The following is a 24340-nucleotide window of genomic DNA, read 5'->3' as shown; positions in this document are numbered from 1 at the left end:
GTAACTGTGCGAACCGGATCGTAGCGGCTAGAGTCTGATGGTTTCACGCAGGCCCGGAACACACCCCTGCGCATCACCCAAGGAGCCTTCATGCACACATTCCGCCGCAGCGCCGCCCTTCTCGCCCTGAGCATTGGCACGATCGCCAGCCTCCCGGCCCTGGCGGCCGATGAGCTTCATTACAACCAGATTTCCCTGCGCGCCGAAGTCAGTCAGGAAGTGGCTCGCGACCTGATGATCGTGACGCTCTACACCGAAGAACAAAACAGCGACCCGGCCAAACTCGCCGCCGACGTCAGCACCACCATGAACAAGGCGCTGGCCCAGGCCAAGCAGGTCAAAGACATTACCCTGCGCCAGGGCAGCCGCAACAGCTACCCGATTTATGACACCAAGGGTCAAAAAATCACGGGCTGGCGTGAACGCGCCGAGCTGCGCCTGGAAAGCTCGGACTTCGCCGCACTGTCGAAACTCACCGGCGAACTGCTCACCGATTTGAAAATGGGCGGCATGGACTTCGCCATCGCCACGCCAACCCGCAAGGCCAGTGAAGACGCCCTGCTCAAGGAAGCCGTGACTGCGTTCAAGGCCCGCGCCCAATTGGCCACCGACGCGCTGGGTGGCAAAGGCTACAAAATCGTCAACCTGAACCTCAACAGCAACGGCTACCCGCAACCCTATATGCGCGCCCCGATGATGATGAAAGCGGCAGCCATGGATGCGGCGCCGGTGACGCCGGATGTTGAAGCCGGAACCAGCCAGGTCAGCATGACCGCCGATGGCTCGATTGAAGTGCTGATGCCTTGATTCGATAAACGGCACGCAAAACGGCGACCACTTCGGTGATCGCCGTTTTTTTTCGGACAGCTTTTACAAGTGAGCTATAAATGAATAGGCAAACAGCGCGACATCGCTGGTTGCACCGAGGTACAACTCAAGATCATCCGCTAACGTTGGAGTAACTATAACCAGTCGCACTTGGGCCATACCCACCCCAGGTCCGGGGTATATATAAGTAACACCCGCCCCAACCGGGAGCATTCAGAGATTTAAAATGCACCGAAAAAGGGCACGGTTTGTGAGGTAAAAATACTGCGCAAACGGTCAAATGCGTCAAAATTTATACCAATGCGACATTAAGGTACGTTCGTGCCACTGTTTAACGCCTGTAGTCGCTCTGGATCTTGCATTGGGTATGGCCCCTGCATAAGTATCCGCAGGCACGACTCACGAGGTCGTCCTCAAAATCAAAAAATGACAACAAATCATGAGGCCACCATGCTTAAACACGCGGTCATTCCGTTTCTATTAGGTGCCGGCTTACTCGCTGCCGCACCTTTCGCCCAAGCTGCGACTAACCTGGTGTTCTGCTCCGAAGGGAGCCCGGCCGGTTTCGATCCGGGTCAATACACCACCGGAACCGACTTCGACGCCTCTGCAGAAACCATGTTTAACCGTCTGACCCAGTTCGAGCGCGGCGGCACCGCCGTAGTTCCTGGGCTGGCGACCAAGTGGGATGTCTCCGAAGACGGCCTGACTTACACCTTCCACCTGCGTGAAGGTGTCAAGTTCCATACAACCCCGTACTTCAAGCCGACTCGTGAGTTCAACGCCGACGACGTGCTGTTCACCTTTAATCGCATGATTAACAAGGATGACCCGTTCCGCAAAGCGTACCCGACCGAATTCCCGTACTTCACCGACATGGGGATGGATACCAACATCACCAAGATCGATAAAGTCGACGACCACACCGTCAAGTTCACCCTCAAAGACGTCGATGCCGCGTTCATCCAGAACATGGCCATGAGCTTCGCCTCGATCCAGTCCGCCGAGTACGCTGCCCAGCTGCTCAAGGAAGGCAAGGCCGCCGACATCAACCAGAAGCCGGTCGGCACTGGTCCGTTCGTGTTCAAGAGCTACCAGAAAGACTCCAATATCCGCTACACCGGGAACAAGGACTACTGGAAGCCTGAAGACGTCAAGATCGACAACCTGATCTTCGCCATCACCACCGACCCGTCGGTACGCATTCAGAAGCTGAAGAAAAACGAGTGCCAGGTCACGCTGTTCCCGCGTCCGGCCGACCTGAAGGCGCTGCGCGAAGACAAGACCCTGAAGCTGCCTGACCAGGCGGGTTTCAACCTGGGTTACATCGCCTACAACGTCATGGACAAGATCAAGGGCAGTGATCAGCCAAACCCGCTGGCTCAACTGAAAGTGCGTCAAGCACTGGACATGGCGGTCAACAAGCAACAGATCATCGACTCCGTGTACCAGGGTGCCGGTCAATTGGCCGTCAACGCCATGCCGCCGACCCAGTGGTCCTACGACACCACCATCAAGGATGCGCCGTACAACCCTGAGAAAGCCAAAGAGCTGCTCAAGGAAGCGGGCGTCAAAGAGGGCACCGAAATCGTGCTCTGGGCGATGCCGGTACAGCGTCCATACAACCCGAACGCCAAACTGATGGCAGAAATGCTGCAGTCCGACTGGTCCAAGATCGGCCTCAAGGTCAAGATCCAGAGCTACGAGTGGGGCGAGTACATCAAGCGCTCCAAAGGTGGCGAGAACCAGGCAATGCTGATTGGCTGGAGCGGTGACAATGGTGATCCGGACAACTGGCTGAACGTGCTGTTCGGTTGCGACTCGCTGGAAGGCAACAACTTCTCCAAGTGGTGCTACAAGCCGTTTGACGACATCGTCAAGCAAGCCAAGCGCACCTCGGATCAGGCCAAGCGCACCGAACTGTACAAACAGGCGCAACACATCCTCAAAGATCAGACTCCAATGACACCTATCGCTCACTCGACGGTGTTCCAACCCATGCGCGCCGAAGTGCAGGACTTCAAGATCAGCCCGTTTGGCTTGAACTCCTTCTACGGTGTCAGCGTCAGCAAATAAGGTTCGGCGATGGCGACGTTTTTGACGTCGCCATCGCTTTATCTTCCGAGAAAGCAGGAATCTGCCTACATCCAAATCGTCTGCTGACTACAGCAGTCCGTTAGGACGCGTCGTCTTTTCCTACGAGTCTTTCAGGCTCTACGCATTTACTGCCAGACCCACGGCCCATACCGTCGGGATCTGACCAGTTCATGCGTGGGCCATCGGTTTTCGGCTGCACGTCATGGCTTGAAATCAGTGACGCCTCCACGTCCCCGGACGGGACGAAGGCTCATTGTCAAAACACTGAACGAGAGGGAGCGTTATGCGCCATACCTTGGTTTTATCCGCCTTGCTGGGCACCGGCCTGTTGGCCGCCACTTCCATGAGCCAGGCTGCCAACAACAGCCTGGTGTTCTGCTCCGAAGGCAGCCCCGCTGGCTTCGATACCGCGCAGTACACGACCGCGACCGATAATGACGCCGCCGAGCCGCTGTACAACCGTCTGGCAGAGTTTGAAAAAGGCGCGACCAATGTCGTACCGGGCCTGGCCACCAGTTGGGATATTTCCGAGGACGGCCTCAAATACACATTCCACCTTCGTCCTGGTGTGAAATTTCATACAACCAAGTACTTCACACCGACTCGCGACTTCAACGCTGATGACGTGTTGTTCACATTCAATCGAATGCTCGATCCGCAACACCCTTTCCGTAAGGCTTACCCGACCGAATTTCCGTATTTCAACGGCATGAGCCTGAACAAGAACATTGCCAAGGTCGAAAAGACCGGGCCGCTGACCGTAGTCATGACGCTCAACAGCGTCGACGCCGCGTTCATCCAGAACATCGCGATGAGTTTTGCCTCTATTCTCTCCGCCGAGTACGCCGACAAGCTGCTGGCCGAAGGCAAGCCGAGCGACATCAACCAGAAGCCGATCGGCACCGGGCCGTTCGTGTTCAAGAGCTACCAGAAAGACTCGAACATCCGCTACACCGGCAACAAGCACTACTGGGACCCGAGCCGGGTCAAGCTCGACAACCTGATTTTCGCCATCAACACCGATGCGTCGGTACGCGTGCAGAAGCTCAAGGCCAACGAGTGCCAGATCACCTTGCACCCGCGCCCTGCCGACGTCGCCGCGCTGAAAAACGATCCGAAGCTGCAACTGATCGAGAAGCCTGGCTTCAACCTCGGCTACATCGCCTACAACGTGCGCCACAAACCGTTCGACCAGCTTGAAGTGCGCCAGGCGCTGGACATGGCGGTCAACAAGCAAGGCATTCTCAACGCCGTTTACCAGGGCGCAGGGCAACTGGCCGTCAACGCCATGCCGCCGACCCAATGGTCCTACGACGACACCATCAAGGACGTCGCCTACAACCCGGAAAAAGCCAAGGAATTGCTCAAGGCGGCCGGTGTGAAAGAAGGCACCGAAATCACCCTCTGGGCCATGCCGGTCCAGCGTCCGTACAACCCCAACGCCAAGTTGATGGCCGAAATGCTCCAGGCTGACTGGGCGAAGATCGGTCTCAAGGTCAAGATCGTCAGCTATGAGTGGGGCGAGTACATCAAGCGCACCAAGAATGGCGAGCACGACATCAGCCTGATCGGCTGGACGGGTGACAACGGTGACCCGGACAACTGGCTGGGCACGCTGTACAGCTGCGATGCCATTGGCGGCAACAACTATTCCATGTGGTGCGATCCGGCTTACGACAAGCTGATCAAGCAGGCCAAGGTCGTGACCGATCAAGGCCAGCGCACCGTGCTTTACAAACAGGCGCAGCAGTTGCTCAAGCAGCAAGTGCCGATCACGCCTATCGCTCACTCGACGGTCAACCAGCCGTTGAGCGCCAAAATCGAAGGGTTCAAGGTGAGCCCGTTCGGTCGCAACGTGTTCTCGGGTGTCAGCATCGATAAATAAAACCGTGTAGTTGAAAACGCCGGGGGCGCATGTCGCCCTCACGCCAGCGTGTTGCCGTAATTCGCCCATAAGGCGTACAGCAAACGTTTGCGATGCGTGCAATGAGTTCCAAAGCAATAGCCGATTCATCAAAAAAGAACGGCATAAAAAAAGAAAGTAAGGAGCTTTACCCATGAAACTGAGCAGCACCGCGATACTGGCCTTGGCCATCAGCAGCGTAACCGCCACGGCTTACGCAGAAACCCAGAGCCAGGCGTACACCCCGGTTACTGTGAATGAGAAAAGTGCTCAAAGCGAAGCCACTGGTTTTGTTGAAGGCCAGTCGATTAGCGGCACTACCCGTAACTGGTACGCCAACGAGCAACTGCAACGCGGTGGCAAGTTCCAGTACAAGAAGGATGGCGTTTCGACCCCGACCGACCGCCGGATCAACTGGGTTCAGGGCACCATCGTCAAGTACAACTCGGGCTTCACCGAAGGCACTGTCGGTTTCAGCACTGAAGTGGCGGCCTACAACGCCATCGCACTGGATCGTGACCGCAAGGACCTGGCCTCCAACAACGGCGGCGCACCGGGCACTCGTCCAGGCGCGGGTAACAACCGTACCCTGACCACCGAAGGCGGCGACGCTCAAGGCCAGTGGAGCAAAATGGGCCTGGCCAACGTCAAGGCCCGTGTCTCCAACACCACCCTGACCGCTGGCCGCATGAACTTCAGCAGCCCGATGGTCGACGTAATCGGCAACCGTGCGCTGCCTTCGAGTTTCGAAGGTGTGGCGATTCACAGCGAAGAGCTGAAAAACCTGACTTTCGACCTGGCCACGTTCGATCGCAACTCACCGCGTACCGAAGAAAGCCAGCGTAAATTCCGCACCGAATACGCCAACGGCATCGTTGAAACCGACCACGTCTACACCGGCGGTCTCACCTACACCCCGTTTGCCAGCCTGACCACCAGCCTCTGGGCCACCCAGGCCGAAGACATCTGGAACCAGTACTACTTCGGCGCCACCCACGTGCTGGGCGATAGCCAGGACCTGAGCCTGACCACCGGCCTGAACTACTACAAGACCAAGGAAGAAGGTAAGGCGTTGATCGGCAAAATCGACAACGACACCTACTCCCTGTCGCTGGGTCTGACCCACCAGGCCCATAGCCTGACCTTCTCGTATCAGGAAGTGAACGGTAACGAGTACTTCGACTACCTGCATGAAACCAACGGCATCTACCTGGCCAACTCCCTGCTGTCGGACTTCAACGGCCCGAACGAAAAATCGTTCCAGATTGCCTACGGTCTGAACATGGCCGAATACGGCGTGCCAGGCCTGAAGTTCAACATCTACCAGGCTCGCGGCTGGGGCATCGACGGCACTCACTACACCGGCAACGGTGGTGTAGCGGGCAAAGGTTACGACGGCATTCAGTCGATGGACGGCGAAACCCATTACGAATACGGCATCGGTGCTTCCTACGCCGTACAAAGCGGTCCGCTGAAGGCCACCACCGTACGCGCGACCTACACCGCTCACCGTGCCAGCGAAAACCAGGCTGACGGCAGCATCAACGAGTTCCGTCTCGTGACCACCGTTCCGTTCAACATTCTGTAAACACGCCTACCCGACGGCTGGCTCGTGAGGAGCCGGCCATCGGGTTTTCCTGATCAACCGATTGCAGAGGGTTCTTGATGAAAATGCTTCCCCTACGTGCGGCCATCGCCGCCGCGTTGCTGAGTGTCGCGGTTGGTGTGTCGGCCAAACCCCTGGTCGTCTGCACCGAAGCCAGCCCCGAAGGCTTCGACATGGTCCAGTACACAACTGCAGTCACCGCCGATGCAGTGGCCGAGACCATCTTCAATCGCCTGGCTGACTTCAAGCCCGGCACCACCGAAGTGATTCCGGCACTGGCCGAATCCTGGGACATCAGTGAAGACGGCCTGAGCTACACGTTCCACCTGCGCAAAGGCGTCAAGTTTCACACCACCGAATACTTCAAGCCGACCCGCGACATGAATGCCGACGACGTGGTCTGGAGCTTCCAGCGTCAACTGGACCCGAATCACCCATGGCACAAACTGTCGAGCGTGGGCTTCCCGTACTTTGAAAGCATGGGCTTCAAGGAACTGCTCAAAAGCGTCGAAAAAATCGACGACAACACGGTCAAGTTCACCCTGACCCGCCGTGAAGCGCCGTTCCTGGCCGACATCGCCATGGCCTTCTCGTCGATCTACTCCTCCGAGTACGCCGACCAGTTGCTCAAGGCCAACAAGACCGGCGACCTGAACAACAAACCAGTGGGCACCGGCCCGTTCGTCTTCCAGCGCTACAACAAGGACGCCCAGGTTCGCTTCAAGGCCAACCCGGACTACTTCCGTGGCAAGCCGCCAGCCGAGGCGCTGATCCTGGCCATCGCCACCGACAACAACGTACGCCTGCAGAAACTCAAGGCCAACGAGTGTCAGGTCGCGCTGTATCCGAAGCCGGATGACATCCCGAGCATCAAGAAAGACCCGAACCTGAAAGTCGACGAACTGAACGCCATGACCGTTTCGTACGTCGCCATGAACACCACGCACAAATACCTGAGTGACGTGCGCGTACGTAAAGCCATCGACATTGCCTTCGACAAGGAAGCCTATGTCAACGCCCTGTTCGGCAAAGGCAATGCGACAGCGGCGGTCAACCCTTACCCGGACACCCTGCTGGGCTACAACCACAGCCTGAAGAACCCGGCCCACGATCTGGACAAGGCTCGCGCCCTGCTCAAGGAAGCCGGCGTACCGGAAGGCACGACATTCACCCTGTTCACCCGCAACGGTGGCGGCCCGACCAACCCGAACCCGATGCTCGGCGCGCAGATGATGCAGGCTGACCTGGCCAAGGTCGGGATCAAGATCGACATCCGCGTGATGGAATGGGGGGAAATGCTCAAGCGCGCCAAAAACGGCGAACACGACATGGTTTCCGCCGGATGGGCGGGCGATAACGGCGACCCGGATAACTTCCTGACGCCTATGCTCAGTTGCGAAGCCGCGAAGAACGGCGAAAACTACGCCCGCTGGTGCAATGACAAGTTCCAGGCACTGATTGACCAGGCCCGAGAAAAGACCGACCCGGCCGAGCGTGCAGCCTTGTACGAACAGGCTCAGGTTATTTTTAATCAGGACCAGCCATGGATCAGCATGGCGCACACTAGAATGTTCACAGCAATGCGCAACAAAGTAGAGGGTTATCACATTAGCCCGCTCACCACGAATAACTTCGCCACCACCCAGGTGAAGTAGATAAGAAACTCCCGGCATTCCTGAACCCAGGCATGCCGGGCACGCCTAACCGGCTGATGAGGTACACCACACGATGTTTAGTTTTATTGCCCGCCGACTGGGGTTACTGATCCCCACGTTCTTCGGCATCACCTTGCTGACTTTCGCGTTGATTCGCATGATCCCTGGCGACCCCGTGGAAGTCATGATGGGCGAACGCAGAGTCGACCCGGAAATGCACGCTCAGGCAATGGAACGCCTAGGTCTGAACAAACCCCTGTATGCCCAGTACCTGGATTACATCGGCAAACTGGCTCACGGCGATCTCGGGGAATCCCTGCGTACCCGTGAAAGCGTCTGGACCGAGTTCACCTCTCTCTTCCCCGCGACCCTGGAGCTGTCCATGGCCGCCCTGTTGTTCGCCGGCATCCTGGGCCTTCTGGCCGGGGTGATCGCGGCACTCAAGCGAGGGTCCCTGTTCGATCATGGGGTCATGGGTGTCTCGCTCGCGGGATACTCGATGCCGATCTTCTGGTGGGGCCTGATCCTGATCATGTTCTTCTCGGTCTCCCTGGGCTGGACCCCGGTATCCGGGCGGATCGACCTGCTGTACGACATCGAGCCGCGCACCGGTTTCATGCTCATCGATACCTTGCTGGCCGATGACGTCAGCGCCTTCTTCGACGCCCTGCATCACCTGATTCTGCCGGCCATCGTGCTCGGCACGATCCCGCTGGCGGTGATCGCGCGGATGACCCGCTCGTCGATGCTCGAAGTACTGCGTGAGGACTACATCCGTACCGCCCGCGCCAAAGGCCTGTCGCCATCGCGCGTGGTGTTCGTGCACGGTCTGCGTAACGCGCTGATTCCGGTGCTGACCGTGGTCGGCCTGCAAGTCGGCACCCTGTTGGCCGGTGCGGTCCTGACCGAAACCATCTTCTCCTGGCCGGGCATCGGTAAATGGCTGATCGAAGCCATTGGCGCCCGGGACTACCCGGTTGTGCAAAACGGCATCCTGTTAATCGCCTGCCTGGTGATTCTGGTCAACTTCGTAGTGGACATCCTCTACGGCTTTGCCAACCCACGCATCCGTCATCAGCGCTGAGGTCAATACCCATGAGCACTCCAACTTCCTCAGTAGCCGCCACCGCCTCCGCCGCGGATCAAAGCCTGCTGTACCCGTCGCCGTACAAAGAATTCTGGCAAGCGTTTTCCAAGAACAAAGGTGCCGTTGCCGGCCTGCTGTTCATGCTGCTGGTGATTTTCTGCGCCATCTTCGCCCCGTGGGTCGCGCCGCATAACCCGAGCGAGCAATATCGCGACTTCCTGCTGACCCCGCCGGCCTGGCTGGAAGGTGGGCAGATGCAGTTCCTGCTCGGTACCGATGAACTGGGTCGTGACCTGCTGTCGCGCCTGATCCAGGGTTCGCGCCTGTCCTTGCTGATCGGCCTGTCGTCGGTTGTCATGTCGCTGATCCCGGGGATCCTGCTGGGTCTGTTCGCCGGGTTCTTCCCGCGCGTGGTCGGCCCGACCATCATGCGTCTGATGGACATCATGCTGGCCTTGCCGTCCCTGCTGCTGGCCGTGGCGATCGTCGCCATCCTCGGCCCAGGCCTGATCAACACCGTGATCGCCATCGCCGTGGTGTCCCTGCCGTCCTACGTTCGTCTGACCCGTGCTGCGGTGATGGGCGAACTGAACCGCGACTACGTGACCGCCGCGCGCCTGGCCGGTGCCGGCCTGCCGCGCCTGATGTTCGTGACCGTGCTGCCCAACTGCATGGCGCCACTGATCGTTCAGGCGACCCTGAGCTTCTCCTCGGCGATTCTCGATGCCGCCGCACTGGGCTTCCTCGGCCTTGGCGTACAACCGCCAACCCCTGAGTGGGGCACCATGCTGGCCTCGGCCCGCGACTACATCGAACGCGCCTGGTGGGTCGTCAGCCTGCCTGGTTTGACCATTTTGCTCAGCGTGCTGGCAATCAACTTGATGGGTGACGGCCTGCGCGATGCGCTGGACCCGAAACTCAAGAACGCCGCCTGAGGAGATTCCAATGTCCCTGTTAGAAATCAAGAATCTCAACGTTCGCTTTGGCGACAAGAACGCCGTTCCCGTGGTCGATGGCCTCGACCTGAAAGTGGACAAGGGCGAAGTCCTGGCCATCGTTGGCGAATCGGGTTCCGGCAAGTCCGTGACCATGATGGCGCTGATGGGCCTGATCGAGCATCCGGGGATCGTCACCGCCGACGCCCTGAATTTCGATGGCAAGAACATGCTCAAGCTCAGCAACCGTCAGCGTCGGCAAATCGTCGGCAAAGACCTGGCCATGGTCTTCCAGGACCCGATGACCGCGCTGAACCCTAGCTACACCGTCGGTTTCCAGATCGAAGAAGTGCTGCGCCTGCACCTGAAAATGTCCGGCAAGGCCGCGCGCAAGCGTGCCATCGAACTGCTGGAAAAAGTTGAAATCCCGGGTGCTGCCAGTCGTATGGACGCCTACCCGCATCAACTGTCCGGCGGTATGAGCCAGCGTGTTGCCATCGCCATGGCCATTGCCGGCGAACCGAAACTGCTGATCGCCGACGAACCGACCACGGCCTTGGACGTAACGATTCAGGCGCAGATCATGGACCTGCTGCTGGCGTTGCAGAAAGAGCAGAACATGGGCCTGGTACTGATCACCCATGACCTCGCGGTCGTGGCCGAAACCGCTCAGCGCGTGTGCGTGATGTACGCCGGTCAAGCGGTCGAAGTCGGCCAGGTGCCCCAGTTGTTCGATATCCCGGCGCACCCGTACAGCGAAGCGCTGCTCAAGGCGATCCCGGAACACAGTCTGGGGGCCTCGCGCCTGTCGACCCTGCCGGGCATCGTGCCCGGTCGTTATGACCGTCCGCAGGGCTGCCTGCTGTCGCCGCGCTGCCCGTATGTGCAGGACAACTGCCGTGCGCAGCGTCCGACCCTTGACCCGAAAAGCAACAGCCTCGCCCGCTGCTTCTACCCGCTGAACCAGGAGGTGGCGTAATGGCCGTCGTTCTTACCGCCCGCGACCTGACCCGTCACTACGAAGTGTCCCGTGGCCTGTTCAAGGGTCACGCCACCGTTCGCGCCCTCAACGGTGTGTCGTTTGAGCTGGAAGCCGGCAAGACCCTCGCCGTCGTAGGCGAGTCCGGTTGCGGCAAGTCCACCCTGGCCCGTGCCCTGACACTGATCGAAGAGCCGTCCTCGGGCTCCTTGAAAATCGCCGGCCAGGAAGTGGCCGGCGCCGACAAGGCCCAGCGCAAGCAACTGCGCAAAGACGTGCAGATGGTGTTCCAGAGCCCGTACGCCTCGCTGAACCCACGGCAGAAAATCGGTGATCAACTGGCCGAGCCGCTGCTGATCAACACCAACCTGTCGGCCACCGAACGTCGCGAGAAAGTCCAGGCGATGATGAAGCAGGTGGGTTTGCGCCCCGAGCACTACCAGCGCTATCCGCACATGTTCTCCGGCGGTCAGCGCCAGCGGATCGCCCTCGCCCGCGCCATGATGCTGCAACCGAAAGTGCTGGTGGCGGACGAACCGACCTCGGCGCTGGACGTATCGATCCAGGCCCAGGTGCTGAACCTGTTCATGGACCTGCAGCAAGAGTTCAACACCGCCTACGTGTTCATCTCCCACAACCTGGCGGTGGTGCGCCACGTCGCCGATCACGTGATGGTGATGTACCTCGGTCGTCCGGTGGAAATGGGTCCGAAAGAGGACATCTACACCCGTCCTCTGCATCCCTACACCCAGGCGCTATTGTCGGCGACGCCAACCATTCACCCGGATCCGGACAAGCCGAAGATCAAGATCGTCGGCGAACTGCCCAACCCGCTGAACCCGCCGCCCGGCTGCGCGTTCCACAAGCGTTGCCCATACGCCACCGAGCGTTGCAAAACTGAAGAGCCGGCCCTGCGCCTGCTGGACAGTCGTCAGGTGGCTTGCCACTACGCCGAGCAATTCCTCGACGGCGCGGCATAAAAACTGTAGGCGCGAGCCTGCTCGCGATGACGGCCTTTCAGTCAGTATTTTTATCGACTGATACACCGCTATCGCGAGCAGGCTCGCTCCCACAGGGATTGAGTAACTCAAGCAATTGAGCGTTATCCCAACCCCTTCCGCCTCGACTGCGCATCAGTCAAGTGGAAGGGGTTTTCTTTTGTCTGCAACTTACGACTGGCTATCGCCTTCCTCGTCGTCACTGGAATCCGGTTCGTCGGTGGTCGAGTCATCACCGTTATCCGCGCCGCCCTGGCCCTTATCACCCGCCTCCGATTCGGACTTGGCGAGCATCATTCCACTGTCTCCGCCCTGCCCGCTCATCGCCTGGGTAGCGTGGTTCTCACACTCGGCCCAGACCGCCGCACTGCCGAGGGACAGCATCACGAAAACCTTCAACAGCAATACAACGCGTAGCAACCTGTTCATAGCCGATTCCATCCTTTCGCAGGTGAAACTCAAGTGCCTGGCTGGCGCTGAGTAAAATCTAGTTCCGATCAGCCGGGTTCTCCAGACTGGAGGGTATCGACTCGGCGGAAATGCCATAGGCGTGGAGATTGGTTTGCGATAAAGGTTATGCCGAAAAGATAGCTAGCGCGCTCGCGATGGGGGTCAACGATGATGCGCACCTCCTGACTAAACGCGGCGCGGCTGGAATCATCGCGAGCAGGCTCGCGCCTACAGGGAATGCAACAGGTAACAAAAAACCCCGCAGCTCTCGCAACGGGGTTTTGGGTGTTTCAACTCAGCGCTTAGTGATGCTCGCGCGTTGCACGGAATTTCACGTCCGGCCAGCGCTCTTCCATCAGCGCCAGGTTGACCCGCGTAGGCGCGAGGTAGGTCAGGTGACCGCCGCCGTCCAGGGCCAGGTTTTCCACAGCCTTGTTGGAGAATTCCTCGAACTTCTTCTTGTCACTGCATTCGACCCAACGCGCCGAGTAAACGGTGATCGGCTCGTAGGAACACTCGACCTTGTATTCCTCCTTCAGGCGGCTGGCGACCACATCAAACTGCAGCACACCGACGGCGCCGAGGATGATGTCGTTGCTGCGTTCCGGGAAGAACACCTGGGTCGCGCCTTCTTCGGCCAGTTGTTGCAGGCCCTGGCGCAGTTGCTTGGATTTCAGCGGGTCCTTCAGGCGTACGCGGCGGAACAGTTCCGGGGCGAAGTGCGGAATACCGGTGAAGCCCAGGGTTTCGCCTTCACTGAAGGTGTCGCCGATCTGGATGGTGCCGTGGTTGTGCAAACCGATGATGTCGCCGGCGTAGGCTTCTTCCAGTTGCTCACGTTCGGAGGAGAAGAAGGTCAGCGCGTCGCCGATCCGCACGTCTTTGCCGGTACGCACGTGGCGCATCTTCATGCCTTTTTCGTACTTGCCGGAGCAGATGCGCATGAAGGCGATGCGGTCGCGGTGTTTCGGGTCCATGTTCGCCTGGATCTTGAAGATGAAGCCGGAAAACTTCTCTTCCACCGGCTCCACGGTGCGCTCGTTGGCCACACGTGCCAGCGGACGCGGGGCCCAGTCGACCACGGCGTCGAGTACATGGTCGACACCGAAGTTGCCCAGCGCCGTACCGAAGAACACCGGGGTCAACTGACCGTCGAGGAATTCCTGCTGGTTGAACTCGTGGCAGGCGCCCTGCACCAGCTCCAGCTGTTCGATGAAGCGTTCGTACTCGTCACCCAGGTGGGCGCGGGCTTCGTCGGAATCGAGTTTCTCGATGATCTTGGTTTCGGTGCGCTCGTGGCCGTGACCGGCGGTGTAGACGATGATGTAGTCGTCGGCGAGGTGATACACGCCTTTGAAGTCGCGGTAGCAACCGATCGGCCAGGTGATAGGCGCAGCCTTGATCTTGAGGACCGCTTCGATTTCGTCGAGCAGTTCGATCGGGTCACGGATGTCACGGTCGAGTTTGTTGATGAAGCTGACGATCGGCGTGTCACGCAGGCGGCAGACGTCCATCAGGGCGATGGTGCGTGGCTCTACACCCTTACCGCCGTCGAGGACCATCAACGCCGAGTCGACCGCGGTCAGGGTACGGTAGGTATCTTCGGAGAAGTCTTCGTGGCCCGGGGTGTCGAGCAGGTTGATCATGTGCTCGCGATACGGGAACTGCATGACCGACGTGGTAATCGAGATACCCCGCTGCTTTTCCATTTCCATCCAGTCGGAGGTGGCATGGCGGTCGGATTTGCGAGATTTCACCGTGCCGGCTACCGCAATCGCCTTGCCCATCAGCAAGAGCTTCTCGGTGATGGTGGTTTTACCGGCATCGGGGTGGGAAATAATGGCGAAAGTGCGGCGTTTCGCGACTTCGGCGGCCTGTTTGGTCATGGGAAATCGCCTGGCAGGTGATTCAAAAAAGGGCGGCGAGTATAGCGCAAACCGTCCATCACAGACCACCGCTCGGCCCGTCGACTGCGGTGATCAACAGATCCCTGCAGGACACTAAAGGTGGCCAGAGGCTGCCAATTATGGAACCTTTTAAAAGGTGGAGGCGTCCACTCCCCTGTTACGGTTTTCGTCAGGGGCTGAAAAATCAGCAAGTTAGCCTGACGAGGCTGCGCTTATGGCTCGATGAGCCGTACGCGTTCCGCCTGTAGGAGCGAGCCTGCTCGCGATGGACGTCAACGATAACGCGGGGTACCTGAATGTACGCGTTGTCTGGACGTTTTTCGCGAGCTCGCTCCTGCAGTGGAATGCGCCCGGCATGAGCTGCTTCTCGCGAACGTTGATTTCCCGGCAGCCAGGAATGGCATGCCACACGGGACTGCGTTCGCCGACTGAAAAAAGGAGTCCGCCTGTGGCTATTCGCTATGGCAAAGGGCTGACAGGAGGCGCGCTGGTCATCGCCCTTCTGGCCCTGCTGATCCACTGGATCGGCATCAACACGATCGAACACTACCGCGACGATTTGATGTTTTACCTGCAAGCTCATCTGATTCTCGTCCTCGCTTCCATGCTGGCCGCCCTCGTCGTGGGCATCCCCGCCGGCATCTACCTCAGCCGCCCGACCATGGTCGGCCGCGCCGAACGCTTCATGCAGGTCTTCAACATCGGCAACACCGTCCCGCCCCTCGCCGTGCTGGCCATCGCCCTGGGCATCCTCGGCATAGGCAGCGGTCCCGCGATCTTCGCCCTGTTCCTCGCCTCGCTGCTGCCGATCGTGCGCAACACCTATGAAGGCCTGAAAAACGTCCAGGGTTCGCTCAAGGAGGCGGCCGTCGGCATCGGCATGACCCCGCGCCAGGTGCTGTGGAAAGTCGAATTGCCCAACGCCGTGCCGATCATCATCGGTGGCGTGCGCGTGGCACTGGCCATCAATGTCGGCACGGCGCCACTGGCGTTCCTGATCGGCGCCAACAGTCTCGGCAGCCTGATTTTCCCCGGCATCGCCCTGAACAATCAGCCGCAATTGCTACTGGGCGCGGCCTGCACGGCCCTGCTGGCCCTGCTGCTCGACGGTCTGGTGACGCTGGCCAGCCGAACCTGGCTCGAACGCGGCTTGCGCCCGTCTTAAGTCTCGGCAAAGGAACTCTCATGAAGACATCTAGCTTTTTATTAGGCTGCGTCCTGCTGTGCGCAGGATTTGCCCAAGCGGCGGACAAACCGCTGATCCGCATCGGCGCCCGCGTGTTCACCGAACAGACCCTGCTGGCGGAAATCACCTCCCAATACCTGCGCACCAAGGGTTATGACGTGCAAGTCACCGGTGGCCTGGGCAGTAATCTGGCCCGCAGCGCCCACGAAAGCGGTCAACTGGACATGCTCTGGGAATACACCGGCGTGTCGCTGGTGGCCTACAACCATGTGACTGAAAAACTCGACAGCGAACAGTCCTACGCCCGGGTGAAAGAACTCGACGGAAAAAAAGGCCTGGTCTGGCTGACACCGTCGAAATTCAGCAATACCTATGCCCTGGCGCTGCCGAAGAACGTCGCCGATGAGTACCCGCAGATCACCACCATCAGTGATCTCAACAGGGTGCTGCGGGACGAGGCCAAGACCAACCACCTGGTGGCTTTGGACACCGAGTTCGCCAACCGTTCCGACGGCCTCGATGGCATGGTCAAGCTGTACGGCATGAACCTGACCCGTACAAACATCCGCCAGATGGACGCGGGCCTGGTTTACACCGCGCTGCGCAACGGTCAGGTATTTGCCGGTCTGGTCTACACCACCGACGGTCGCTTGAACGCCTTCAAACTCAAATTGCTCGAAGACGACAAGCACTACTTCCCCGACTACACCGCCGCCCCGGTGGTGCGTCAGGCGTATCTCGATGCGCACCCGCAACTGGCTGAGCAACTCAAGCCACTGGCCGAACTGTTCGACGACAACACCATGCGCCAGCTCAACGCGCGCGTTGATGTCGACCACGAAAGCCCTTCCGCCGTGGCCGCCGATTTCCTGCGCCAGCATCCATTGAACTGAACGAGGAAAAGCCATGGAATTCTTGAACGCCTTTTCCCATCTCGATTGGCCGCAGGTTTTGCACCTGACCTGGCAGCACATCACCCTGGTCGGCATCGCCGTGACCCTGGCGATACTGGTGGGCGTACCACTGGGCATCCTGATGACCCGCTTCCCGACGCTGGCCGGTCCCTTGCAAGCCAGCGCCACGGTCCTGCTGACCGTGCCGTCGATTGCCCTGTTCGGCCTGCTGCTGCCCTTCTATTCCAGATTCGGCCAGGGCCTGGGCCCGATGCCGGCGATCACCGCCGTGTTTCTCTACTCGCTGCTGCCGATCATGCGTAACACCTACCTGGCCCTGACCGGCGTCGAACCGGGCATTCGTGAAGCCGCGCGCGGTATCGGCATGACCTTCGGCCAGCGCCTGCGCATGGTCGAACTGCCCATCGCCGTGCCGGTGATCCTCGCCGGCGTACGCACCGCCGTGGTCATGAACATCGGTGTCATGACCATCGCCGCGACCATCGGCGCCGGCGGCCTCGGCGTGCTCATCCTCGCTTCCATCAGCCGCAGCGACATGTCGATGCTGATCGTCGGCGCCGTGCTGGTCAGCCTGCTGGCCATCTTCGCCGACCTGCTTCTGCAATGGCTGCAACGTTCGCTGACCCCAAAAGGATTACTCAAATGATCGAACTTCAAAACCTCAGCAAGACCTTCCAAAGCAACGGCAAAGATGTGAAAGCCGTGGATTCGGTGAGCCTGACCGTCAATGAAGGCGAAATCTGCGTGTTCCTCGGGCCATCGGGTTGCGGCAAAAGCACCACGTTGAAAATGATCAACCGCCTGATCAAACCGACCTCGGGCAAGATCCTGATCAACGGCGAAGACACGACGGCCCTCGACGAAGTGACCCTGCGCCGCAATATCGGCTATGTGATCCAGCAGATCGGACTGTTCCCGAACATGACCATCGAGGAAAACATCACCGTGGTCCCGCGCCTGTTGGGTTGGGACAAACAGAAATGTCACGACCGCGCTCGTGAACTGATGAGCATGATCAAGCTTGAGCCCAAGCAGTATCTGCATCGTTACCCTCGGGAATTGTCCGGTGGCCAGCAGCAACGCATCGGGGTGATTCGCGCCCTGGCGGCCGATGCTCCGCTGCTGCTGATGGATGAACCGTTTGGCGCGGTCGACCCGATCAACCGGGAAATGATCCAGAACGAGTTTTTCGAGATGCAGCGGGCGCTGAACAAGACCGTGATCATGGTCAGCCACGACATCGACGAAGCCATCAAGCTGGGCGACAAGATCGCGATTTTCCGGGCCGGCAAGCTGTTGCAGATCGACCATCCGGACACCCTGCTCGCCCATCCGGTGGATGACTTTGTCAGCAACTTCGTCGGCCAGGACAGCACCCTCAAGCGCCTGTTGTTGGTGAAAGCGGAAGATGCGGCGGACAACACGCCGTCGGTCAGCCCGCACACCCCGGTGGCCGACGCGCTGGAACTGATGGATGAGCATGACCGGCGTTACGTGGTGGTCACCGACGGCGAGAACAAGGCGCTAGGCTATGTTCGTCGTCGCGACCTTCACCGTCAGGCCGGCACCTGCGGGCAATACTTGCGCGAGTTCAACGCCACTGCGGCGTACGACGAACATCTTCGCATCCTGTTGTCGCGGATGTACGAGTTCAACCGTTCGTGGTTGCCGGTGATGGATGCCGAGCGGGTGTTCTTGGGTGAGGTGACACAGGAGTCGATTGCGGCGTACCTGAGTTCGGGGCGTTCGCGCGGGATGAAGACCAATATCGTCTCGCCGGCTGAGGCAGTAGTTGCCTGATAATCGAGTAAAAAACACAAATCTCTGTGGGAGCTAGCCTGCCAGCGATTGGGGAATACCAGTCAACACTGTTTTGATGATGAAATTGTCATCGCCAGCAGGCTGGCTCCCACAGGTTCTGTGCGATTTTTGAGTGATTCACAGGCCGGAAAAAAATATCAACAGTAGAGCCTGCAAAAGCCATCCACAAACACACACTTAAATAATCAAATTCCCTCTCAGCCCAGATTCTCGCAGCCAACGTCGCCGAAGTTGACGACATTGCACTTTCTAGCGACTTGGCGCACAAAAGCGTCGAACGTGCAGGTATTTTTAACACTTCATAAATCATGCGGAACATCCGGCTGTCATCTGTGTCAGTTAAAAAGGACTGTGCCGTTGCCGTGCGACAGACGAGTGCAAAAACGCGACATTTTTTGTTGATCTCAAGCCCCTCACGCCCTAAAGTTCGCGCCGAACGTCCATGCTGGAAACGATCCATCCGGCTCAAGTACTGACGACGAGACAGCAAGGCCAAGGGAAGCAACGCTACCCATGGCCTTTTTGCTTTCGGCGACATGCCTTGGGAAGTAGGCGAACCAAAGTGGGGATACGGAGGACGTTCATTTGCACCCATTGATAATTTTAGTTTGCCAGTAGGAGTTCCCAGCATGTCGATCCAGGTCGAAGACTATTTCGCGCGCGAAACCTTTCAAAAAATGAAAGCGTTCGCCGACAAGCAAGAAACCCCGTTCGTAGTGATCGACACCGCAATGATCAGCCAGGCCTATGACGACCTGCGCGCCGGTTTCGAATTCGCCAAGGTCTACTACGCGGTCAAGGCCAACCCGGCCGTGGAAATCATCGACCTGCTCAAGGAAAAAGGCTCGAGCTTCGACATCGCCTCGATCTATGAGCTGGACAAAGTGCTGAGCCGTGGCGTCAGCGCCGACCAGATCAGCTACGGCAACACCATCAAGAAATCCAAGGACATCCGCTACTTCTACGAGAAGGGCGTGCGTCTTTACGCAACCGATTCCGAAGCGGACCTGCGCAACATCGCCAAGGCTGCCCCGGGTTCGAAAGTCTATGTGCGCATCCTGACCGAAGGCTCGACCACCGCCGACTGGCCACTGTCCCGTAAATTCGGCTGCCAGACCGACATGGCCATGGACCTGCTGATCCTCGCTCGCGACCTGGGCCTGGTGCCTTACGGCATCTCCTTCCACGTCGGCTCGCAACAGCGCGATATCAGCGTCTGGGACGCGGCAATCGCCAAGGTCAAAGTGATCTTCGAGCGCCTGAAAGAAGAAGACGGCATTCAACTGAAGCTGATCAACATGGGCGGTGGCTTCCCGGCCAACTACATCACCCGCACCAACAGCCTGGAAACCTACGCGGAAGAAATCATCCGCTTCCTCAAGGAAGACTTCGGTGACGACCTGCCGGAAATCATCCTGGAACCAGGCCGTTCGCTGATCGCCAACGCCGGCATCCTGGTCAGCGAAGTGGTATTGGTCGCGCGTAAATCCCGTACCGCTGTAGAGCGTTGGGTGTACACGGATGTGGGCAAGTTTTCCGGCCTGATCGAAACCATGGACGAAGCCATCAAGTTCCCGATCTGGACCGAAAAGAAAGGCGAGATGGAAGAAGTCGTCATCGCTGGTCCAACCTGCGACAGCGCCGACATCATGTACGAAAACTACAAGTACGGCCTGCCGCTGAACCTGGCCATCGGCGATCGCCTGTACTGGCTGTCGACCGGTGCCTACACCACCAGCTACAGCGCCGTTGAGTTCAATGGCTTCCCGCCGCTGAAATCGTTCTACGTGTAAGTACGTCACGCAGAAAGCAAAAAGCCCATGACGCGTCATGGGCTTTTTTGTGCCTGGAATTCAACTTAGAGCCACAATCCGCGACTCCCCCTTGTGGCGAGGGAGCTTGCTCCCGCTGGACTGCGCAGCAGTCCCGTTTTTGGGGGCCGCTGCGCGACCCAGCGGGAGCAAGCTCCCTCGCCACAGTTGCCGTGCTGATCCATCTATTCCGGGCTCAACTCTTGAATTCGCTGCTGATATTCAGCCACCAGCACGCGAACCCTTGGGTCGGCCGATGCCGACAATGCTTCACTCGCCACCCGCAGGAAATTCGGATTCCCTCCGGCCAGCGCCTTGCGCAGCCAGACCAATGCGTCGTCGATATTTCCCTCTTCGGTCAACACCGCCGCAAAGCTGAATTGTCCGCGAAAGTCCCCGCCTTCGGCCGAACGTCGATACCAGTCGCGAGCGGCTACCAGGTCCCTCGGGCAAACCCGCCCCTCTTCCAGATAACGCCCCAGCAGGTTCATCGATTTGGCGTGTCCAAGTTCGGCGGCGTCCTGATAAAGCTTCAGAGCCTGCACTTGATTCTCGACGACCCCGCGTCCGGTCGCCAGGAGGTTGGCGTAGTTGTACATCGCCCAATCCAGCCCGGCTTCGGCTGCAATTCGATAGTGCCGCGCGGCAACGGCAGCATCGGCAGCGCAACCCCAACCGTGTTCATGGCAGCGACCGAGCATGTTGCGCGCCATCAAATGCCCACGTCGTGCAGCGATCTCAAACCAGCGCACCGCCAACGGCTGATCCCGGGCGATGCCCTGCCCGTCCAGCAGTATCTGCCCGAGCAACGCCTGCGCATCGAGGATGCCTTCGCCGGCGGCCATCAGAATCGCCTGGGCCGCACGCGCAGGACTTTCGTCGAGCATGGCTTTTAGCCGATCACCGTCGAGGACTTCTTCGCGGCGCAATCGAAAATCCGCCACTTACACCTCGACCCAGCGGCGCAACAGGTTGTGATAGGTGCCGGTCAGACGGATCAGCGAAGGGTGGTCGGGCATATCCTGGGTCAGTTGGCGAATCGCGCCGTCCATTTCAAACAGCAAGGCGCGCTGGCTGTCTTCGCGCACCAGGCTTTGGGTCCAGAAAAAAGAGGCGTAGCGGGCCCCGCGAGTGACCGCGTTGACCTTGTGCAGACTGGTGCCCGGGTACAGCACCATGTCACCGGCCGGCAGCTTCACGCGCTGGGTGCCGTAGGTGTCCTGGATTTCCAGTTCGCCGCCGTCGTAATCCGCAGGCTCGCTGAAAAACAGCGTTGCCGACAGATCAGTGCGCACCCGTTCAATGCTGCCCTTGGGCTGACGCACTGCGTTGTCGATATGGAAGTCAAAACTGCCACCGGCCGTGTAACAGTTCAGCAACGGAGGAAAGACCTTGTGCGGCAATGCGGCGGACATGAACTGCGGATTTTTCCACAGACGCTCCAGCATCGCCGCGCCGATCTCCTTGGCCAGCGGATGGCCTTCGGGCAATTGCAGATTGTGCTTGGCCCTGGCCGACTGATAACCGGCAGTGATCTTGCCGTCCGCCCAATCGGCCTGCTCCAGAGCCTCGCGAATGCGCCGCACTTCTTCTTTTTCGAACAAGCCGGGGATGTGCAGCAACATGGGCATGGCACCAGAAATAGAAAGGGCGCCAATGGTATTGATTCTTATTGCCAATGTAAAACCCGCCAGACGTACGAGTCGGTAAAAACAGTAAGGGTAAATTGTAAAGAATGTAAATTCGGTGCGAATAGTAATATTTCGCAATTGATACGAATACGTATTTACCCTATATTCCGCCGCCTCAAATCCTTGGGGAGGGGAATAAAAATGTCACGCCAGCAACCACAATTACCTGTCAGCTCACCGCGTTTACTCGCTTCTGCAATTGGCGTGGCGATCACCGCCGGCTCCGCGGGCCACATGGTTTTCGCGGCTGAAAAGACCGATGAAAAAGCGCCGGGCAACACCATTTCCCTGGGCGCGACCGCCATCACTGGCGAAGCACAGGACCAGACTTCCTACAATGTCGAAAAAGCCTCCTCGCCCAAGTACACCGCGCCGCTGGTAGACACACCGCGCTCGATCACCGTGATCCCGCAGCAAGTGCTCAAGGACACCGGCGCCCTGAACATGCAGGACGCCCTGCGCACCGTTCCAGGCATCACCTTCGGTGCCGGTGAAGGCGGCAACCCACAGGGCGACCGTCCATTCATTCGTGGCTTCGATGCCCAGGGCGATACTTACCTGGACGGCGTGCGCGACACCGGTTCGCAGAGCCGCGAGATCTTTGCCGTTGAATCGATCGAAGTCAGCAAAGGCCCGAACTCGGCCATCGGTGGCCGTGGCGCGGCGGGCGGCAGCATCAACCTGGTGAGCAAAAAGGCGCACCTGGGTGACTCGTTCGACGGCGGCTTTACCTGGGGTTCCGACCAAACCCAGCGCTACACCATGGACGGCAACTATCAGTTCTCCGACACCGCCGCCGGGCGTCTGAACCTGATGAGCCATGAAAGCAACGTCGCCGGCCGCGACAGCGTCGATTACGATCGCTGGGGCGTCGCCCCCTCGCTGGCCTTTGGCCTGGGCACCGATACCCGGGTCAACCTCGATTACTACCATCTGGAAAGCAACGACACCCCGGATTCGGGTATCCCCTACTCCATCCCGGCTGCCGGCTCGGCTGCCCGTACCAAGGCCAACCCGGACAAGCCGAACGACGGCGGCGACAGCAGCAATTTCTATGGCCTGGATAACCGCGATTTCCGCAAAGGCCGCACCGACACCGCGACCTTCGCCATCGAGCACGACCTGAACGACTCGCTGACGGTCAAGAACACCCTGCGCCACGGCACCAGCATGCAGGACTACATCCTGACCCAGCCGGACGACAGCAAGGGCAACGTCAACAACGGCAGCGTCTGGCGTCGTGCCAACACCCGCGTGAGCAACACCGAAACGACCACGAACCAGACCGACCTGTTTGGCGATTTCCATCTCGCAGGCTTCAAGAACAGTTTCGCCACCGGTATCGAGTTCACCCACGAGGAGAACCAAAAATCCTCGTACAACGTCAACACCGACACCACCCCGGGCACAGCGGCGGTGACCACCAACTGCAACCCGGGTCTGATCGGCGCGGCGAGCGGCTACAACTGCACCTCGTTGTCCAATCCGACCCCAAGCGATCCGTGGAACGGAGCGATCTCGCGCAACTACGCCGGCACCGACACCAAGGCCGACACCTATGCCTTGTACGTGTTCGACACACTTGAGCTGTCCGAACAATGGCTGGTGAACATGGGCCTGCGTTACGACCATTTCGACACTCGCTACAAGACCTACACCGCCGCCGGCGCCACCACGTCCAAGGGTGACGACGTCAGTGAATTCGTGACCGGTCAATTCGGTGTGGTCTACAAACCGGCGGAGAACGGCAGCATCTATGCGTCGTACGCGACTTCCGCCACGCCACCGGGTAATACCCTCGGCGACGGTCAGGAAGGCAACCCGCTAGGCGGCACGCCTGATCGCAACGGCAATCTGCTGAGCAGCGACATGGAGCCGGAAACCACCAAGAACTACGAAATCGGCACCAAGTGGGACCTGATGAACGATCGCCTGTCGTTGACCGCCGATATCTTCCGTACCGAGAAAGAAAATGCTCGGGTACAGACCAACACCACGTCCTATGAAAACGTCGGCAAAACCCGCGTTCAAGGTGTCGAACTGTCGGCGACCGGCCGCATCACCGACAAATGGCAGGTCTTCGCCGGTTACGCCTACATGGACAGCGAACAGGTCGATGGCGGCCCGCTGGGCGCGGTCAACGACGGCAACGAACGGCCGAACACGCCGAAAAACAGCGCCAGCCTCTGGACGACCTATCAGGTCACGCCGAAGCTGACCATCGGTGGCGGCGCGTTCTATGTCGATGACGTGTTCGGCAGCGTGGCCAACACCACCATGGTCGATTCCTACGTTCGTTACGATGCCATGGCGGCCTACAAGCTGACCAAAAACATCGACCTGCAACTGAACGTGCAAAACCTGACCGACGAAACCTACTACGACAAGGCCTTCTCGACTCACTTCGCCAACCAGGCGGCGGGCCGTACTGCGTTGCTGAGCACCAACTTCCACTTCTGATGGAAACGTGAA

20 protein-coding genes are annotated in these 24340 nt (G+C 59.1%); 15 read left to right on the top strand and 5 right to left on the bottom strand.

All coding sequences use genetic code 11. The features are described from left to right. The first annotated feature begins 90 nt into the window (after positions 1–90). The 9 genes from ACGJAX_RS10210 to ACGJAX_RS10170 all read left to right on the top strand — a co-directional run bounded on the left by ACGJAX_RS10210 (position 91) and on the right by ACGJAX_RS10170 (position 12070). Positions 91–807 (top strand): SIMPL domain-containing protein, encoded by a 717-nt coding sequence (locus ACGJAX_RS10210; protein WP_247256015.1) that lies wholly within the window; start codon positions 91–93, stop codon positions 805–807. 471 nt (positions 808–1278) lie between these two features. Beyond that, positions 1279–2904 carry an ABC transporter substrate-binding protein gene (locus ACGJAX_RS10205; RefSeq protein WP_090316037.1) on the top strand — a complete coding sequence of 542 codons (1626 nt, stop codon included), beginning with the start codon at positions 1279–1281 and terminating at the stop codon, positions 2902–2904. Between the two features lie 304 nt (positions 2905–3208). Continuing rightward, on the top strand, positions 3209–4810 hold the full coding sequence (locus ACGJAX_RS10200) for an ABC transporter substrate-binding protein (RefSeq protein ID WP_090316034.1): 1602 nt from the start codon (positions 3209–3211) through the stop codon (positions 4808–4810). A gap of 172 nt (positions 4811–4982) precedes the next feature. Continuing rightward, the gene (locus tag ACGJAX_RS10195; RefSeq protein WP_390958714.1) at positions 4983–6416 is read left to right on the top strand and encodes an OprD family outer membrane porin; all 1434 of its coding nucleotides are present in this window, start codon (positions 4983–4985) and stop codon (positions 6414–6416) included. A gap of 77 nt (positions 6417–6493) precedes the next feature. Next, on the top strand, positions 6494–8089 hold the full coding sequence (locus ACGJAX_RS10190; protein WP_390958712.1) for an ABC transporter substrate-binding protein: 1596 nt from the start codon (positions 6494–6496) through the stop codon (positions 8087–8089). A gap of 73 nt (positions 8090–8162) precedes the next feature. Next, entirely contained in the window at positions 8163–9173 is a 1011-nt protein-coding gene (locus tag ACGJAX_RS10185) for an ABC transporter permease subunit (protein WP_090316025.1), read from the top strand. Positions 9174–9184: 11 nt separating this feature from the next. Beyond that, on the top strand, positions 9185–10111 hold the full coding sequence (locus ACGJAX_RS10180; protein ID WP_090316022.1) for an ABC transporter permease subunit: 927 nt from the start codon (positions 9185–9187) through the stop codon (positions 10109–10111). A 10-nt stretch (positions 10112–10121) separates the two neighbouring features. Next, positions 10122–11090 (top strand): ABC transporter ATP-binding protein, encoded by a 969-nt coding sequence (locus ACGJAX_RS10175; protein ID WP_047537600.1) that lies wholly within the window; start codon positions 10122–10124, stop codon positions 11088–11090. After that, positions 11090–12070, top strand: a complete 981-nt coding sequence (locus ACGJAX_RS10170) for a peptide ABC transporter ATP-binding protein (RefSeq protein WP_247256019.1) — start codon at positions 11090–11092, stop codon at positions 12068–12070. Before ACGJAX_RS10175 ends, ACGJAX_RS10170 begins: the two co-directional genes overlap by 1 nt. 189 nt (positions 12071–12259) lie before the next feature. Here ACGJAX_RS10170 and ACGJAX_RS10165 read toward each other — a convergent pair whose 3' ends face one another. Both ACGJAX_RS10165 and ACGJAX_RS10160 read right to left on the bottom strand, forming a co-directional pair. Next, complete coding sequence (locus ACGJAX_RS10165) at positions 12260–12517, bottom strand: hypothetical protein (protein ID WP_090316014.1); 258 nt, start codon at positions 12515–12517, stop codon at positions 12260–12262. A 323-nt stretch (positions 12518–12840) separates the two neighbouring features. Then, positions 12841–14424 (bottom strand): peptide chain release factor 3, encoded by a 1584-nt coding sequence (locus ACGJAX_RS10160; RefSeq protein WP_090316009.1) that lies wholly within the window; start codon positions 14422–14424, stop codon positions 12841–12843. A 469-nt stretch (positions 14425–14893) separates the two neighbouring features. Here ACGJAX_RS10160 and ACGJAX_RS10155 point away from each other — a divergent pair, with 469 nt between their 5' ends. From ACGJAX_RS10155 to ACGJAX_RS10140, 4 genes are read left to right on the top strand one after another with little or no spacing between them, the layout of a single operon-like run. Further along, positions 14894–15610, top strand: coding sequence for an ABC transporter permease subunit (locus tag ACGJAX_RS10155; RefSeq protein WP_390958709.1), 717 nt, complete (start codon positions 14894–14896; stop codon positions 15608–15610). Positions 15611–15630: 20 nt separating this feature from the next. Next, positions 15631–16524 (top strand): glycine betaine ABC transporter substrate-binding protein, encoded by an 894-nt coding sequence (locus tag ACGJAX_RS10150; RefSeq protein ID WP_390958707.1) that lies wholly within the window; start codon positions 15631–15633, stop codon positions 16522–16524. Between the two features lie 13 nt (positions 16525–16537). Continuing rightward, on the top strand, positions 16538–17191 hold the full coding sequence (locus ACGJAX_RS10145; protein WP_090316001.1) for an ABC transporter permease: 654 nt from the start codon (positions 16538–16540) through the stop codon (positions 17189–17191). After that, entirely contained in the window at positions 17188–18345 is a 1158-nt protein-coding gene (locus tag ACGJAX_RS10140) for a betaine/proline/choline family ABC transporter ATP-binding protein (protein WP_390958704.1), read from the top strand. Before ACGJAX_RS10145 ends, ACGJAX_RS10140 begins: the two co-directional genes overlap by 4 nt. An 88-nt stretch (positions 18346–18433) precedes the next feature. On the opposite strand, the gene ACGJAX_RS10135 is transcribed toward ACGJAX_RS10140, so the two are convergent. After that, on the bottom strand, positions 18434–18997 hold the full coding sequence (locus ACGJAX_RS10135; RefSeq protein ID WP_247257590.1) for a hypothetical protein: 564 nt from the start codon (positions 18995–18997) through the stop codon (positions 18434–18436). Between ACGJAX_RS10135 and ACGJAX_RS10130 the strand changes: the two genes are divergently transcribed. Further along, the gene (locus ACGJAX_RS10130) at positions 18996–20159 is read left to right on the top strand and encodes a type III PLP-dependent enzyme (RefSeq protein ID WP_090315995.1); all 1164 of its coding nucleotides are present in this window, start codon (positions 18996–18998) and stop codon (positions 20157–20159) included. The two genes, ACGJAX_RS10135 and ACGJAX_RS10130, sit on opposite strands and share 2 nt — an antisense overlap. Positions 20160–20362: 203 nt before the next feature. Here the strand turns inward: ACGJAX_RS10130 and ACGJAX_RS10125 are convergent, their stop codons facing one another. Both ACGJAX_RS10125 and ACGJAX_RS10120 read right to left on the bottom strand, forming a co-directional pair. Beyond that, positions 20363–21064, bottom strand: coding sequence for a tetratricopeptide repeat protein (locus ACGJAX_RS10125; RefSeq protein WP_390959843.1), 702 nt, complete (start codon positions 21062–21064; stop codon positions 20363–20365). Positions 21065–21121: 57 nt separating this feature from the next. After that, on the bottom strand, positions 21122–21802 hold the full coding sequence (locus tag ACGJAX_RS10120) for a Fe2+-dependent dioxygenase (RefSeq protein WP_390958702.1): 681 nt from the start codon (positions 21800–21802) through the stop codon (positions 21122–21124). Between the two features lie 207 nt (positions 21803–22009). Between ACGJAX_RS10120 and ACGJAX_RS10115 the strand changes: the two genes are divergently transcribed. Further along, complete coding sequence (locus tag ACGJAX_RS10115) at positions 22010–24328, top strand: TonB-dependent siderophore receptor (protein ID WP_390958700.1); 2319 nt, start codon at positions 22010–22012, stop codon at positions 24326–24328. Positions 24329–24340: the final 12 nt, after the last annotated feature.

It is taken from the genome of Pseudomonas moorei (assembly GCF_042846945.1).
In the GTDB taxonomy this organism is placed as follows: Bacteria; Pseudomonadota; Gammaproteobacteria; order Pseudomonadales; family Pseudomonadaceae; genus Aquipseudomonas; species Aquipseudomonas moorei.
Note: the sequence above shows the minus strand (reverse complement) of the source record. Positions and strands in the feature narration are given on the sequence as shown.